Source organism: Lysobacter soli (assembly GCF_003382285.1).
In the GTDB taxonomy this organism is placed as follows: Bacteria; Pseudomonadota; Gammaproteobacteria; order Xanthomonadales; family Xanthomonadaceae; genus Lysobacter_J; species Lysobacter_J soli.
This window is the reverse complement of record NZ_QTJR01000021.1, coordinates 1-14,959: the sequence shown is the minus strand read 5'-3', so window position 1 is coordinate 14,959 and position 14,959 is coordinate 1. Positions and strand designations below refer to the sequence as shown.

Genomic DNA, 14,959 nt, shown 5'->3' with positions numbered 1-14,959 from the left:
CTGCTCGCGCGCTACGGCCTCGCGCTGCATCGCATCGCGGATGGCGAGGCGATCCCCGGCAGCTACTGGGGCGAATGCGAAGCGGGGCTGATCGGACACAACGTCTACGCGCGCGGCGACACGCCGGTGCATTCGCTGCTGCACGAAGCCGCGCACCTGATCGTCCTGCCGCCCGAACGCCGCGCGCAGGTGCACACCGACGCCACCGATTCGATCGAGGAAGAAGACGCCGTGTGCGTGCTGCAGGCGCTGCTCGGCGATGCGCTGCCGGGCGTCGGACGCGAACGCGTGCTCGCCGACATGGACGGCTGGGGCTACACGTTCCGCCTGGGTTCGGCGAAGGCGTATTTCGAACGCGATTCCGATGCGGCATGGGAATGGCTGCATGTGCGCGGCCTGGCCGATTCGGCAACGCGTTCGCTCAACGTGCCCGTCTGACATTTCTGCCGTCATCCCCGCGAAAGCGGGGACCCAGTGCCTTTAACGGTTTTCTTCGTGGCGACAGGGATTTCACCTTGTCGACGCCGCCCTCCGAACTGATGGCCTGATGGCCTGGGTCCCGGCGTTCGCCGGGATGACGTCAGGGAGGGCTCGCCTGATCCATCCCACACGCGCCGACCATTCCGCGCTGCACCGCACCAATCTTCCTTCCCTTGCGCCCGTCCCGCGCCGCCTCTAGCCTTCCGGGGCCGCCGTCTGGCGGGCAGTTCACTCCGGAGAGAGCCATCATGAAACCCGTACGCGCGCTCCTCGCGCTCAGCATCACCGCGGCCGCGATCGGCCTGGGCGGTTGCAAGAAGGAACCGACCCCGACCACCACGACCACCGGAGCGCCGACCACCGCGCCGGCCGGCGAGACCGCCGACCAGTTCATCGCCCGGGTGAATGATGAGTACCGGAAGATGTATCCGGAGATGACCGCCGCGCAGTGGCTGTCCTCGACCTACATCAACGACGACAGCCAGCTGCTGTCGGCCAAGGCCAACGAGCGCTACCTCGCCCAGCTCAACAACTGGATCGAACAGGCCAAGCGTTTCGAAGGCCAGCAGATGTCGCCGGAAACGGCGCGCGCGATCCAGCTGCTCAAGCTCGGCACCGCGATGCCGCCGCCGAAGGATCCGGCCAAGCTGGAAGAACTGACCAAGATCGCCACGCGCCTGGAAGGCATGTACGGCGCCGGCACCTACTGCACCGGCGAAGGCGACGCGAAGCAGTGCCGCCAGCTGGGCGATCTGGAAGACGTGCTGCGCACCAGCCGCGACTACGACGAGCAGCTGCAGGCGTGGCAGGGCTGGCACACCATCTCCAAGCCGATGCGCGGCGATTACACGCGTTTCGTCGAACTGGTGAACCAGGGCGCGCGCGACATGGGCTTCGCCGACACCGGCGAGATGTGGCGTTCGGGCTACGACATGACGCCGGCCGAAATGGCGACCGAAACCGACCGCCTCTGGGGCCAGGTCAAGCCGCTGTACGAACAGCTGCACTGCTATGCGCGCACGCGCCTTGAAGCGAAGTACGGCACCGACCGCGGCCACGTCGCCGGCAACATGCTGCCCGCGCACCTGATGGGCAACATGTGGCAGCAGGACTGGGGCAACCTGTGGGACATCCTGGCGCCGTATCCGAACGCCAGCGTTCCGGAGATCACCACCGCGCTGGAATCGCAGTACCGCGCCACGCACGACGCGATGCTCGCCAAGAACCCGGGCAAGCGCGCGCCGGCGGAACTGGCGCAGCTGGAGCAGGACGCCCGCCTCGCCTCGGCCAAGCTGATGAGCGAGCGCGCGCAGGATTTCTACACCTCGCTGGGCATGCAGAAGCTGCCGGAGAGCTACTGGACGCACACGCAGTTCATCAAGCCGCGTGATCGCGACGTGGTCTGCCACGCCAGCGCATGGGACATGAACATGGCCGGCGACGTGCGCATCAAGATGTGCATCAAGCCGAACGAGGAAGATTTCACGACGATCTACCACGAGCTCGGCCACGTCTATTACTACCTGGCGTACAACAAGCTGCCGCCGCTGTTCCAGCAGGGCGCGCACGACGGCTTCCATGAAGCCATCGGCGACACGATCGTGCTGTCGATGACGCCGAAGTACCTGCAGTCGATCGGCCTGGCCGGCGAGCAGCAGGTCAGCGACGAAGCGGTGGTCAACGCGCAGATGCGCATGGCGCTGGCGAAAGTCGCGTTCCTGCCGTTCGGCCTGATGATCGACCGCTGGCGCTGGGGCGTGTTTGACGGCTCGATCAAGCCGGCCGACTACAACAAGGCGTGGTGGGAACTGAAGGCGAAGTACCAGGGCGTGGCGCCTTCGACGGCCCGCGGCGAGGAGTTCTTCGACGCCGGTGCGAAGTACCACGTGCCGGGCAACACGCCGTACACGCGTTACTTCTTCGCGCACGTGCTGCAGTTCCAGTTCTACAAGGCGCTGTGCGACGCGTCGGGCTACAAGGGCCCGCTGCACGAGTGCAGCTTCTACGGCAACAAGGAAGCCGGCGCGCGCTTCCAGGCGATGCTCAGCAAGGGCGCGAGCCAGCCGTGGCAGAAGACGCTGAAGGAACTCACCGGCGGCGAGCAGATGGACGCCTCGGCGGTGCTGGAATACTTCGGCCCGCTGCAGACCTGGCTGAAGCAGCAGAACGAAGGCAAGACCTGCGGCTGGCAGGCGGATGCGACCGCCGCTGCGCCCGCGCCCGCGACGGCGCCCGTCGAACCGTCGAAGCAGGAAGCGCCGAAGCAGGGCTGAGTTTCGTCCTGAACGCGCAAAGGAAACGGCCGGCCCTGTCGGCCGTTTTCTTTTTTGCGACATCGCGCGGCATTCCCGCCAACCTGCGTAGCGCGGACGCCACCGCGGCGCGCGTATGGTGACGGGATGAACAAGCACCTGATTTTCCTCGCCATCGCCGCCACGCTGCCGTTCGCCACGAACGCCGCCGAACGCGTCGACCTGCTCATCCGCGACGCCACCGTCGTCGACGTCGTCTCCGGAAAACTCCAGCCGCATCGCACGATCGCCGTTCGCGATGGACATATCCTCGCCATCGCCGATGCGAAGCAGGCAAAGCGATACGAGGCGTCGCAGGTCGTCGACGCGCAGGGCAAGTTCGCCATCCCGGGCCTGTGGGACATGCACGTGCATTTCGGCGGCGGCGACAAGTTGATCGAGGAAAACCGCAACCTGCTTCCGCTCTACCTCGCGCACGGCATCACCGCGGTGCGCGACTGCGCGGGCGATCTGAGCCCGAGCGTGCTGCAGTGGCGCGACCAGGTGAGCAAGGGCGAGCTCGCCGGCCCGCGCATCTTCACCTCCGGCCCGAAGCTCGAAGGCTACAAGTCGATCTGGCCGGGCGACATCGAGATTGGCAATACGGCTGAACTCAATGCAGCGCTCGATCAGTTGCAGGGCTGGAAGGTCGACTTCGTCAAGATCACCGACAACACGCTGTCGCCGGAGCTGTTTCTCGCTGCGGTGAAGGAAGCCGACCGTCGCGGCATGAAGACCTCCGCGCACGTGCCGTATTCGCTCACGCTCGAAGAAGTGAGCGCGGCGGGCCTGGATTCGATCGAACACTTCGACTACGCCTACAAGGCCGGCTCCCCGCTGGAGAAATCGCTCGGCGGGAAGATCGCCAGGGGCGAGATCAACAGCCGCGATGCGTGGACGCAATGGAACGCCACCTTCGATCCCGCGCGTGCGAGGGCGGCCTACCGCAACCTCGCCAGGCATGGCACCGCGATCACGCCGACGATCAACGGCAGCCGCGTGGTGACCTACCTCGACCAGGACGACCACAAGCGCGATCCGTACCTGAAGTACATCGGCCCCGGTTTGCAGGCCACCTACACCTGGCGCGTCGAACGCGCGGCGAAGGACGACGCGCAGGCCGTCGCGCGTCGCCACGAGCGCTTCGAGACCAGCGCGGGCGTGCTGCCGATGATGCAGAAGGCCGGCATGACGATCCTCGCCGGTACGGACGCGGGCTTCCTCAACTCCTACAACTACCCCGGCATCGGCCTGCACCAGGAACTGGGCTGGCTCGTTCATTACGGCCTGACGCCGACGCAGGCGCTGCAGGCGGCGACGATCAACGGCGCGCGCTTCCTCGGCCACGCGGATGAATACGGCACGCTGCAGGCGGGCAAGGTCGCCGACGTCGTGCTGCTCGACGCGGACCCGCTGCGCGACATCGACGCCACGCGCCGGATCCACGCGGTGGTGCAGCGCGGGCAGGTGCATGACCGCGCCGACCTCGACGCGATGCTGGCCGACGTTGAACGCCGCGTTGCGGCGCAGCAGGCCGCCGCGGCGTCGACGAAGCCCTGATCGCCGCCGCACGCCGGCGCTTCCCCAATGGCAGGGGCGGTCGTACCCTGCGCGCATGAACCGCGCCGACCGCCTCTCCGACCTCGCACCGCAGCCGCTCGACCACGCCACCGCCCTGCCCCCGCGCTACTACGTGGACGCGGCGATGCCGGCACTGGATCGCCGCGCGATCTTCGACGCAGGCTGGCAGCTGCTCGCGCACGTGTGCCAGCTGAAGGACGCCGGCGACCACGTCGTCGGCGATTTCGCCGGGCTGCCGGTGATCGCGGTGCGCGGCGCGGACGGCGAGATCCGCGTTTTCCACAACGTCTGCCGCCATCGCGCCGGGCCGATCGCCAGCTGCGACGGCCTGGCCGCCAAGTCGCTCCGCTGCCGCTACCACGGCTGGACGTACACACTGGACGGCGTCCTGCGTTCCGCGCCGGAAATGGGCTCCGCGCCGGACTTCGTGCCCGGCGAGATCCGCCTGCCGCAGCTGGCCGTGCGCGTGTGGCAGGGGATGGTATTCGCGGCGGTCGATGAAGCACGCGCGCCGGACTTCGACGCGTTCGTCGAGGGCATCGACGCGCGACTCGGCGCGAACCGCCATCTCGAACGCTACGGCCACCATCGCCGCGTCGGCTACGACGTCGCGTGCAACTGGAAGGTCTACGTCGACAACTACCTCGAGGGCTACCACGTCCCGCACATCCATCCGGGATTGAACAAGCTGCTCGATTACCGCAGCTACATCACCGAAACGGCGCAGTGGTATTCGTACCAGTTCAGCCCGCTGGAAAGCGGCGACGGGCTCTATGGCGACGGCGACGCGCTGTACTACTGGCTGTGGCCGAACACGATGCTCAACATCCTGCCCGGGCGCCTGCAGACCAACCGCGTGGTGCCGAAGGGCGTCGACCGGTGCCGCGTCGAGTTCGACTTCTACTACGCGATGGACGACAGCGACGAAGCGCACCAGCGCCGCGAGGCCGACCGCGATTTCAGCGACGAAGTGCAGCTGGAAGACCTGACGATCTGCGAGGACGTGCAGCGTGGGCTGTCGTCGGGATCATACGAACCCGGACGGTTGAACCCGCTGCGCGAGAACGCGGTGCACCACTTCCATGAGCTGTTGCGGGCGGTGTATCGGGCGGATGGGGGGTAAATGCCGTCATTCCCGCGAAGGCGGGAATCCACACTTCAGCGCGTCAAGTTTCCTGAAAGCAGAGCCACATCGGACAGATGGATCCCCGCTTCGCGGGGATGACGACTCAAAAGCGACGCGCCGCCCTGCCCTTCGGCGTCCCCGACCTCGACCAGCACACCACCCATGACCCAAACCCGCCCTCTCGGCTTCTGGTCCGCCACCGCGCTCGTGGTCGGCAGCATGATCGGCTCCGGTGCGTTCCTGCTGCCGGCGGCGCTCGCGCCGTTTGGCGCAGCGAGCCTGCTCGGCTGGGGCATCACGCTCGCCGGCGCGATGCTGCTGGCGATCACCTTCGCGCGACTGGCGATGCGCTGGCCGCAGACCGGCGGCCCGTACGTGTTCGCGCGCAACGCGTTCGGCGAACTGCCGGGCTTCGTCATCGCGTGGAGCTACTGGATTTCGATCTGGTGCGCCACGGCCGCCATCGCAGTCGCCTTTGCCGGGAGCATCGGCGCGATCTTCCCCGCGCTCACCGCCACGCCGCTGCGCGCGGCGATCTGTGCGCTCGGCGCGCTGTGGCTGTGCAGCGGGGTGAACCTCATCGGCCTGCGCGAAGCCGGCGGCCTGCAGCTGATCACTACGGTGCTGAAGCTGCTGCCACTGCTGCTCTTCGGCCTGGTCGCGATGTGGTTCGTCGATGCGAAGCACTACACGCCGTTCAACCCGACCACCGACAGCCTGCCGCACGTCGCCAACGCCACCGTCGCATTGACGCTGTGGGCGATGCTGGGGCTGGAAGCGGCGACGGTGCCCGCCGGCTCGACGGAGAACGCGCAGGCGACGGTGCCGCGCGCGACGGTGCTGGGCGCGCTGCTTGCGGGCGTGGCGACGATCCTCGCCTGCACGGCGGTGCTCGGCCTGTTGCCGCGCGAAGTGCTCGCGCAGTCGCAGGCGCCGATGGCCGATGCCGCACGTTCGCTCTGGGGTCCGGCCGCGGGCGTGACGCTCGCCGTCGTCATGGCGATTTCCTGCTTCGGCGCGCTCAACGGCTGGATCCTGCTATCGGCGCAGCTGCCGCTCGCCGCCGCGCGCGACGGCCTCTTCCCGGCCTCGTTCACCAAGCTCGACAAGGGCGGCACGCCGGTGGTCGGCGTGATCGTGAGCAGCGTGCTCGCCAGCGCGCTCGTCGCGGCGAACTACAGTCGGTCGCTGGTGCAGGTGTTCACGTTCTCGATCCTGCTCTCGACCGCCGCCACGCTGCTGCCGTACGTCGTGAGCAGCGCCGCGTGGCTGGTGCGCGGCACCGGCGCGGTGAGCCGCACGCTCGCAGCACTGGCGCTGGGGTACAGCCTGTACGCGATGTTCGGCATCGGCACCGAAGCGCTCGCGTGGGGCGCGGTGCTGATCCTCGCCGGTTTCCCGCTGTATGCGTGGATGCGCCGGCGCCGCGTCGCGGCCAGCGGCTGATTACAGCGTTTCGCCGGGGACGGTCTGCGTCGCCCCGTTGCCCGAACGCATCCGCGACACGCGCGCTTCCCAGCGCCAGAAGCCGAACGCGATCGTCAGGAACGCGATGGCGGTGGCGATCAGCCACAGCGCGTGGTCGCTGATCAGCGGCGAAAGCACGCCGGCGATCGCCGCATTGAGCACCAGTCCGGTGAAGGCTTGCAGCGACGACGCCGAGCCGCGCTGGCGCGGGTACATGTCGAGGATCGCAAGCGTCACGATCGGGAACACCAGCGCGATGCCGAACGCGTTGAGCATCATCGGCAACACCGCCCACGGCACCTTGGGCGCGTCGGTGAGCAGGTTGTAGCCGAGGTTGATCGCCATGGCGACGGCCGAGCACGCGAAACCGATCGACACCAGCTTCGCGCCACTCACCTTGCCCGCGCTGCGGCCGGACACGAACGCGCCCAGGATCATGCCGCTGATCATCGGCACGAAGAACCAGCCGAACTCGCGCTCGCTGAGCTTGAGGATATCGAGCACGAACGCCGGCGCCGACGCGATGTACACCCACAGCGCGGCGAAGTTGAATGCCGCCGCGGCGGACAGGCGCTGGAAACGCGGATTGACGATGATGGCCACGTAATCGCGCAACAAACGTTTCGGCGCCAGTGGCAGGCGCGCCTGCGGGGGATGCGTTTCCGGCAACGCGCGCCACGTCGCGACGATCAGCACGATCGAGAACGCGACCAGGAACCAGAAGATCGCCGGCCAGTGCGCGACACCGAGGATCCAGCCGCCGATCACCGGTGCCAGCGCGGGCGCGACGCCGAAGATCATCGACACCTGGCTCATCAGCCGCTGCGCGTCGTCGCCGTGCAGCACGTCGCGAATCACCGCGCGGCCGACGATCAGGCCCACGCCGGACGAGAGGCCCTGCAACGCGCGGAACGCAAGCAGCGTTGTCAGGTCCTTCGACAGCGCGCAGCCGACCGAGGCGATGGCGAACACGATCAATCCGCCGAGGATCACGCGCCGGCGCCCGATCGCATCCGACAGCGGCCCGTGCACGATGCTCATGAGCGCGTAGGCGACCAGGTACACGCTGATCGTCTGCTGCATCGCGAGCTTGTCGGCACCGAACTGCGCGCCGATGGCCGGGAACGCAGGGAAGATCGTGTCGATCGAGAACGGTCCGAACATCGCCAGTCCGCCCAGCAGCAGGGCGAGGCGGCGGACGGGAATGGACAGCGTGGCGGGTTGCGTGGGCATCGGCTCGGTGGAATTCGATTCTTGCGAACACGGACGCGATCGCGCCCGCATGTGTGACGGTCAGGCGTCCGGCGGGCCTTTCAACTCGACGAGGTTGCCTTCGGGGTCGTACAGGTATTGCGATGGGCCCTCGCCCTCCGCGCCGTAACGCGAACCGAACTCCGCGACGCGTACGCCGTGCGCGGAGAGGTGGGCGACGATCGCGTCCACGTCGAACGGTTCGACGCGCAGGCAGAGGTGGTCCATGTTGTGGCCTTCCTGGCCCGGCGCGGCGCCGCCCTTGCGGCCCAGCGTGCCGTCCACGTCGACCAGGTCGATCAGGCTGGCGCCGGCGCGAAGCTGGATCAGGCCGATGGCCTCCTGCCGGCGTTCGACGGTGCAGCCCAGCACATCGCAGTAGAACGCCACCATCCCGGCGACATCGCGAACCCGCAGCACGACGTGGTCGATCTGCTGCAACTGGAACGGCGGTGACGGCATCGGCGGCATCCTGCGCGCGGGCGCTCAGGATACAGCCGGCTCCGTTTGCCGGACGCGCCGATTCGCGCGACCGGACGCACGAAAGGACGAAGCGTCGCCCGCTCCGTCCCTCCGATGGCCTCGTCCCTGAGGCGCCCATGCCTCCGTGCCGCTTACAGCTTGTGTGCGAAGCCCACGCCGATCGAGTGGTCGTCGCCGCCGAACGCCGCGCCGAAGCTGATCTGGCTCTTCCGGCCGACCGGCTTGGCATAGCCGGCGGAGATCGCGCCGTGGCCCTGCTCGGATCCCAGGCCGACCGACCACGCGCCGTTCGGATTGCCCACCGCGGCCGCGGCGGCACCGGAGGCCATCTGCGCTTCAGCCATCGACATCGCACCCTGCGAGCTGATGCGGCCGTCCTGCTTCGCCATTTCATTCGACAGCTTGTCCATGCCCGTCGTCACGTCGGTCTTCAGCGTGCTGATGTCACCTTCGTTCGTGGTGACGCGGCCGTCCAGCGTGGAGATGGCGGCGGTGTTCTGCGCCACAGCCTGGTTGGTCGTGTACAGCTGCCCGCCGTTGACGGCGTCCGTGCTGCCCGAGGCAACCGTGCCCGCAGCGACCTTCAGCAGCTTGCGCGCCGTGCCGTTCTTGTCGGCGAAGTCCACCGCCGCGCCGTCCGTGCCCTTGCCCACCGTGAGGTTGGCGCCGGCGGCCGACTGCTGCACCAGGCCGGCGGAACCGCTGCTGATGTTGTTGACCGTGTTCTGCAGGTTGGTGATGTTGCTTTCGGCGGTCGTCACGCGGCCACCGAGGTTGGTGACGTTCGTGTTGATGGTCGAAATGTTGCCTTCGGCCGTGGTGACGCGGCCGCCCAGCGAGGTGATGTCGGCCGTGTTCTGCGCGACGTTCTGGTTGGTCGTGTACAGCTGCGGTAGATCTTGTTCATGACATCACCTCGGTAAGGAAAGGACGTTGGGCGCGGTGCGCTTCGCAACGGAGGTGATGCTCGCGATCTGAGACTTTTGCTTATATGAGAGTTTTCTACGGGTTGGCCAAATCGTTGTCGGAAGCTGCTCTACGCGGGGTTGCGCGCGACTTTTTCGGATTGTTCCTAGGTGCACACTGCACTAGGCGACGTTGATTCGCCTTGGAAATCGACCGAAATGCGCTGGCTGGCTCGCGGCATATCGATGGGCGCTCGTCAGTCTCTGAGCCTCGGTCGTCAGTCCCTGAGCCTCGGTCGTCAGTCCCTGAGCCTCGCTCGTCAGTCCCTGAGCCTCGCTTGCCAGTCTTTGAGCCTCGCTCGTCAGTCTTTGAGCCTCACGGGCCAGGCTCTGCGATTCGCGCCCGAGGCGCGAAGACTGGCGCACCACGCTTCTTGCCTGGCGTGCGAGGTTCGCCACCTTCGCGCGCCAGGCTTCGAGACTCCCGCGCCAGGCAAAAAGAGTCGTGGGTGAGGCACCAGGACGGGCGCGTGAGCCTGCACTACTCGCGACCGGCTCCGTAACGGGCGCCGGTGTGGGCAGGCGTCCACACCTAAGCCTCGTCGTGCGGATCCCCAGCTCCTTCCACGGTCTCGTGCCGCACTTCCAATGCCGCGACTACGGCCTGCCGCCGCGCGCCACCGATCATCGCCGTGAGCCAGTCCTGCAGCAGGTCGGCCCATGCGCGCTTCGCATCGGGATGCGACAACTCGTGATCCGCACCGGCGATCGTTCGCGTGGTGATCGACGACGCACGCACCAGTGCGCCACGGAAGCTTTCGGCGACCGGCTGCGGCAACACCTGATCGTGCTGCGAGGACACCAGCAGCACGTCGCCGCGGAACTGCGTCAACGCTGTCAACGCGCGGTTGCCGTCGGGCGGCTGTATCTGCCGGCGGTACTCGTCCAGCGCGACGCGCGCTTCCAGTTCGTGCTTGGGCACGTTCCAGCCCTCGTCGGGATACAGCGCGGGCGCGCGCAGCGCGAGCCATTGCACGCGACGTTGCGCGGTCAACAACGTCGCGAGGTAAGCGCCGTAACTGAAACCGACGACGGCGATCGCGCGCTCATCGACATCGTCACGCGCGACGATGCAGTCGTAGGCGGCGAGCAGGTCGCGCAGGTTGTCTTCACGCGTCACGCGTTCATGGCGCGGGTCGTCGCGATCGTGTCCGCGCAGGTCGACGGCCAGCACCACGCAACCGACCGCGACCGCGTCGCGCACGTGCCCCAAATCGAACTCCTGCGTCCCGTTCCAGCCGTGCACGAAGATCACCGCCGGCAGCGCGGGCTGCGGCACTGCCAGCGTCGCGCAGAAGTGGTCGTCGTCGACGCGGATGCGCCGCGATGCCACGCGTACTTCCACCGGCGAAGCGGCCTGTGCCGAGACCGCTTCGGCGCACGACCGCTCGCTGTCGATGCTCGCCTCGTTCATGGCCGGATCGTCGCGCCGGGCTCGTGATCCCCTCGTCGGCGAGCCGCCGGCGCGCCTCCATGGCATCGCGACTTTGCATCACGCGGCCTTGAAGAACGGCGTCATAAGGTCAGTGCCTAGCCAGCACGAGCAGGCCGGGGACGCGCCCATTCATGCGCGCTCCCCGAGCGGCGACGGCGTCCCTCAGAAACCGAACCCATGAAGATCGCGCAGATTTCACCCTTGTACGAAGCGGTCCCGCCGAAGCTGTACGGGGGCACCGAACGGGTCGTGGCACACCTCTCCGACGCACTTGTCCAGGCCGGACATGACGTCACTTTGTTCGCCGCCGGTGACGCGAACACGCGGGCGACGCTCGCGCCGATGCGCGACCAGGCCATCCGGCTCGATCCCGCGCCGCTGAAGAGCGACCTCGCCGCGCACCTGGCGATGCTCGACGAAGTGCGACAGCGCGCCGACGAGTTCGACATCCTGCACTTCCACATCGACCTGCTGCATTTCCCGTTCTTTCAGGACATGCCGTGGCGCACGCTGACCACGCTGCACGGTCGGCTGGACCTGAAGGATCTTCCGGAAGCGTATGCGTGCTGGCCGCAATTCCCGCTTGCGTCGATCTCCGACCACCAGCGCCGGCCGATCCCGTCGGCGAACTGGGCGGGCACGGTGTACCACGGCATGCCGCCGGAGCAGTACGCGTTCAGCCCGACGCCGCGCGGTGGATATCTGGCCTTCCTGGGCCGCATCTCGCCGGAAAAACGCGTCGATCGAGCAATCGAGATCGCGCGCCGCGCCGGCCTGCCGCTGCGCATCGCGGCGAAGGTCGACACGGTGGATCGCGCGTACTTCCACGACGAGATCGAGCCGCTGCTGTCGACGCCGGGCGTGGAATACATCGGCGAGATCAGCGACGAGCAGAAGAGCGATTTCCTCGGCGGCGCGGTCGCGCTGCTGTTCCCGATCGACTGGCCCGAACCGTTCGGCCTGGTGATGATCGAGGCGATGGCCTGCGGCACGCCGGTGATCGCGTGGAACTGCGGCTCGGTGCCGGAAGTGCTCGACCACGGCGTGACCGGCGTCATCGTCGACGACATGGACCACGCCGTGGACGCCGTGCAGGCCGTCGCACGCTACGATCGCGGCCGCATCCGCGCGCGATTCGAACAACGCTTCTCGTCCGCCGCGATGGCGCGCCGCTACGTCGAGCTGTACTGGCGCGTGCTCGAACAGGGCGGCACGCGCATCCGCCTCACCGCATGATCGACGGCAGCCGCACGCCAGCGACGCCGCGCGCCACGGAGGGCGCACCGCTCCACCCCACTTCATCGACGGGCTGACCCATGGATCCCGCCGCTGCCGCGACCTTGTTCTCAAGTTACGTCCTGAAGGACGGCGACACGTTCCTCATCGCGAACGGTTCGGGCGACGTCGTCGGCGAAGGCGACGGCCAGTTCCACAACGACACGCGCGTGCTCTCGCGTTTCCGCCTCACGCTCGGCGACACGGCGCCGGCGCTGCTGAGTTCCATGGTCTCGCGCGACAACGTGTTCTTCGTCGCGCACCTGACCAATCGCGCGCTTCCGCCACTCGGCGGCGACGCCACGCCGCATGGCCTGGTGCACATCAAGCGCACGCGATTCCTCTGCGCGGACCGGTTGTTCGAGCGCGTGGCGCTGACGAACTACGGCACCGACGCGGTGCGCCTGCACCTCGCCTTCGATTGCGATGCCGATTTCCGCGACATGTTCGAAGTGCGCGGCACGCATCGCGCGGCGCGCGGCCAGCAGCTGCCGCCGCATCCGCGCGAGGACGGCCTGACCTTCGGCTATGTCGGACTTGACGGTGCGCCCTGCCGTGCGTCGATCGTGTTCTCGCGCGCGCCGCAACGCCTCGACGACGGGCGACTCGCATTCGACATCACGCTGCCGCCGCGCGGGCGCGACGAGTTGTACCTGGAAGTCAGCGCCGACGACGACCCGCCGCCGGCCACACGTTCGCGCTATCGTGCCGCGGCGAGCGTCGCGCGCACGCGCATGCGTCGCAGGCAGCGGCGGCTGTCGCGCGTGCGCAGCGAAGCGCCGCTGTTCAATTCGTGGATGGAACGTTCGCGCGCCGACCTCGCGCTGCTGACAAGCGAACTCGACACCGGGCCGTATCCGTACGCGGGCATTCCGTGGTTCTCCACGCCCTTCGGTCGCGATGCGGTGATCACCGCGCTGCAGACGCTGTGGCTGGACCCGCAGCTCGCGCGCGGCGTGCTCGCCTTCCTCGCGAAGAACCAGGCGAAGGAAGAGTCGTCGTTCATGGATGCCTCGCCGGGCAAGATCATGCACGAGACGCGCAAGGGCGAAATGGCGCGTCTTCGCGAACTCCCCTTCGGCCTGTACTACGGCGGCGTGGACACGACGCCGCTGTTCCTCGTGCTCGCGTCGGAATACGCGCGCCGCACCGGCGACGTCAACTTCATCCGCAGCATCTGGAACGAACTCAAGGCCGCGGCAGCGTGGATCGAACGCGTGTGCGACGCGAATCCGCTGGGCTTCCTCGATTACGCGCGTGGTGAAGCGACGGGGCTGGCGAACCAGGGCTGGAAGGACAGTTTCGACTCGGTGTTCCATGCCGATGGGCGTTCGCCGCAAGGCCCAATCGCGCTGGTCGAAGTGCAGGGTTACGTCTTCGCTGCGATGCGCGGCATGTCGCGACTGGCGCTGGCACTGGGCGAGGACGACTCGTCGAAGCAATGGCTGTGGCGCTCGGAACGCATCGCCGAAGCGGTCGAGCAGCACTTCTGGATGGAATCGGGCTTCTACGGCATCGCGGTCGATGGCGAGAACGCGTTGTGCGCGGTGCGCGCGAGCAACCCGGGGCACCTGCTCTACATGGGCCTGCCGAAGCACGCGCGTGCGCAGGCGGTGTCGGCGCAACTGATGTCGCAGGACTTCTTCAGCGGCTGGGGCATCCGCACGCTCGCCGTCGGCGAGGCGCGCTACAACCCGATGTCGTACCACAACGGCTCGGTGTGGCCGCACGACAGCGCGCTGTGTGCGGCGGGCCTGGCGCGCTATGGCCAGCGCGAGGCGTCGGTGCGATTGCTGCGTGCCGCGTTCGAAGCCGCCGTCGGTTTCGACATGCGCCTGCCGGAACTGTTCTGCGGATTCCCGCGGGTGCCCGGCGGCGCGCCGGTGGCGTACCCGGTCGCCTGCCTGCCGCAGGCTTGGGCGGCGGGATCGGCATTCATGTCGCTGCAGGCGTGCCTGGGCATCGAGATCGACGGACCCTCCGCGGAAATCGTGCTGGATCATCCGCGGCTGCCTGCGGGTGTCGAGGAACTGTCGATCCGCAACCTGACGCTTGGCGAGCGACGCGCGCACCTGGTGCTCAAGCGCGTGGCCGATCGCGTGGCGGTGTTCGTGGAGGGGCCGGATGCGGCGGGGGTGGTGGCGAGGGTGCGGGGATAGCGCTCCGGCCAAGGCCGGTATGCAGGTCGAGTCCGCTTCGGCAACGTGTTAACCGCATAACCATCATCCCCGCGAAAGCTGGAGCAGCTGTTGCCGTTGCTGTTGCTGTTGCTTCCGCCTTTGCAGCGACTTAAAGCGAGCCGAGCACCGGAGCCAAAGAGGGGCGAAGAGTCGCCAACTGTTTGAGCGGAGCGCAGCGCAGCGAGTTTTGGCGACGACCCCTCTTTGGTGAGGAGCGCAGGGGACCGGCGACGCGCAGCGGCGCCGGCTCGCGTCAGGAGCAGATGGTTTTGGTTACTTTTGCCGAAACAAAAGTAACCCGCTCGTTTACGAGCGGAAGCTTTGCACTTGGCTTGAATGCTGTTGCTACAGCTTTGCTAATGGCTGCCCAAAGCCGCACAACAAGATCAACATCACGAGCAACAGCTTCCGCCCTGAAGGGCGGG

11 protein-coding genes are annotated in these 14,959 nt (G+C 67.5%); 7 read left to right on the top strand and 4 right to left on the bottom strand.

Annotation, left to right across the window (positions count from 1 at the left end; genetic code table 11):
* The 5 genes from DX912_RS17965 to DX912_RS17945 form a co-directional block, all read left to right on the top strand.
* The coding region (locus tag DX912_RS17965; protein ID WP_115844964.1) for a hypothetical protein at positions 1-438 on the top strand (438 nt) is incomplete at its 5' end.
* Between the two features lie 290 nt (positions 439-728).
* Complete coding sequence (locus tag DX912_RS17960; protein WP_115844962.1) at positions 729-2,753, top strand: M2 family metallopeptidase; 2,025 nt, start codon at positions 729-731, stop codon at positions 2,751-2,753.
* A 126-nt stretch (positions 2,754-2,879) separates the two neighbouring features.
* The gene (locus tag DX912_RS17955; protein WP_115844960.1) at positions 2,880-4,331 is read left to right on the top strand and encodes an amidohydrolase family protein; all 1,452 of its coding nucleotides are present in this window, start codon (positions 2,880-2,882) and stop codon (positions 4,329-4,331) included.
* Positions 4,332-4,386: 55 nt separating this feature from the next.
* Positions 4,387-5,475: an aromatic ring-hydroxylating oxygenase subunit alpha gene (locus DX912_RS17950; RefSeq protein WP_115844958.1), complete on the top strand. Its 1,089-nt coding sequence runs from the start codon at positions 4,387-4,389 to the stop codon at positions 5,473-5,475.
* 165 nt (positions 5,476-5,640) lie between these two features.
* The gene (locus DX912_RS17945) at positions 5,641-6,924 is read left to right on the top strand and encodes an amino acid permease (RefSeq protein ID WP_115844956.1); all 1,284 of its coding nucleotides are present in this window, start codon (positions 5,641-5,643) and stop codon (positions 6,922-6,924) included.
* Here DX912_RS17945 and DX912_RS17940 read toward each other — a convergent pair whose 3' ends face one another.
* The 4 genes from DX912_RS17940 to DX912_RS17925 all read right to left on the bottom strand — a co-directional run bounded on the left by DX912_RS17940 (position 6,925) and on the right by DX912_RS17925 (position 11,058).
* On the bottom strand, positions 6,925-8,178 hold the full coding sequence (locus DX912_RS17940; RefSeq protein WP_115844954.1) for a multidrug effflux MFS transporter: 1,254 nt from the start codon (positions 8,176-8,178) through the stop codon (positions 6,925-6,927).
* Positions 8,179-8,238: 60 nt separating this feature from the next.
* Positions 8,239-8,658 carry a VOC family protein gene (locus DX912_RS17935; protein ID WP_115844966.1) on the bottom strand — a complete coding sequence of 140 codons (420 nt, stop codon included), beginning with the start codon at positions 8,656-8,658 and terminating at the stop codon, positions 8,239-8,241.
* A gap of 152 nt (positions 8,659-8,810) precedes the next feature.
* Positions 8,811-9,440 (bottom strand): hypothetical protein, encoded by a 630-nt coding sequence (locus tag DX912_RS17930; protein ID WP_220340825.1) that lies wholly within the window; start codon positions 9,438-9,440, stop codon positions 8,811-8,813.
* A gap of 736 nt (positions 9,441-10,176) precedes the next feature.
* On the bottom strand, positions 10,177-11,058 hold the full coding sequence (locus DX912_RS17925) for an alpha/beta hydrolase family protein (RefSeq protein ID WP_115844950.1): 882 nt from the start codon (positions 11,056-11,058) through the stop codon (positions 10,177-10,179).
* 198 nt (positions 11,059-11,256) lie between these two features.
* Between DX912_RS17925 and DX912_RS17920 the strand changes: the two genes are divergently transcribed.
* Positions 11,257-12,315: a glycosyltransferase family 4 protein gene (locus DX912_RS17920; protein ID WP_115844948.1), complete on the top strand. Its 1,059-nt coding sequence runs from the start codon at positions 11,257-11,259 to the stop codon at positions 12,313-12,315.
* Positions 12,316-12,395: 80 nt separating this feature from the next.
* Positions 12,396-14,513 (top strand): amylo-alpha-1,6-glucosidase, encoded by a 2,118-nt coding sequence (locus DX912_RS17915; protein ID WP_115844946.1) that lies wholly within the window; start codon positions 12,396-12,398, stop codon positions 14,511-14,513.
* Positions 14,514-14,959: the final 446 nt, after the last annotated feature.

Bases quoted from the DNA above. Each gene is read 5' to 3' on its own strand.
- DX912_RS17960 (WP_115844962.1), top strand. From the start codon at position 729: ATGAAACCCGTACGCGCGCTCCTCGCGCTCAGCATCACCGCGGCCGCG.
- DX912_RS17955 (WP_115844960.1), top strand. From the start codon at position 2,880: ATGAACAAGCACCTGATTTTCCTCGCCATCGCCGCCACGCTGCCGTTC.
- DX912_RS17950 (WP_115844958.1), top strand. From the start codon at position 4,387: ATGAACCGCGCCGACCGCCTCTCCGACCTCGCACCGCAGCCGCTCGAC.
- DX912_RS17945 (WP_115844956.1), top strand. From the start codon at position 5,641: ATGACCCAAACCCGCCCTCTCGGCTTCTGGTCCGCCACCGCGCTCGTG.
- DX912_RS17940 (WP_115844954.1), bottom strand. From the start codon at position 8,178: ATGCCCACGCAACCCGCCACGCTGTCCATTCCCGTCCGCCGCCTCGCC.
- DX912_RS17935 (WP_115844966.1), bottom strand. From the start codon at position 8,658: ATGCCGTCACCGCCGTTCCAGTTGCAGCAGATCGACCACGTCGTGCTG.
- DX912_RS17925 (WP_115844950.1), bottom strand. From the start codon at position 11,058: ATGAACGAGGCGAGCATCGACAGCGAGCGGTCGTGCGCCGAAGCGGTC.
- DX912_RS17920 (WP_115844948.1), top strand. From the start codon at position 11,257: ATGAAGATCGCGCAGATTTCACCCTTGTACGAAGCGGTCCCGCCGAAG.
- DX912_RS17915 (WP_115844946.1), top strand. From the start codon at position 12,396: ATGGATCCCGCCGCTGCCGCGACCTTGTTCTCAAGTTACGTCCTGAAG.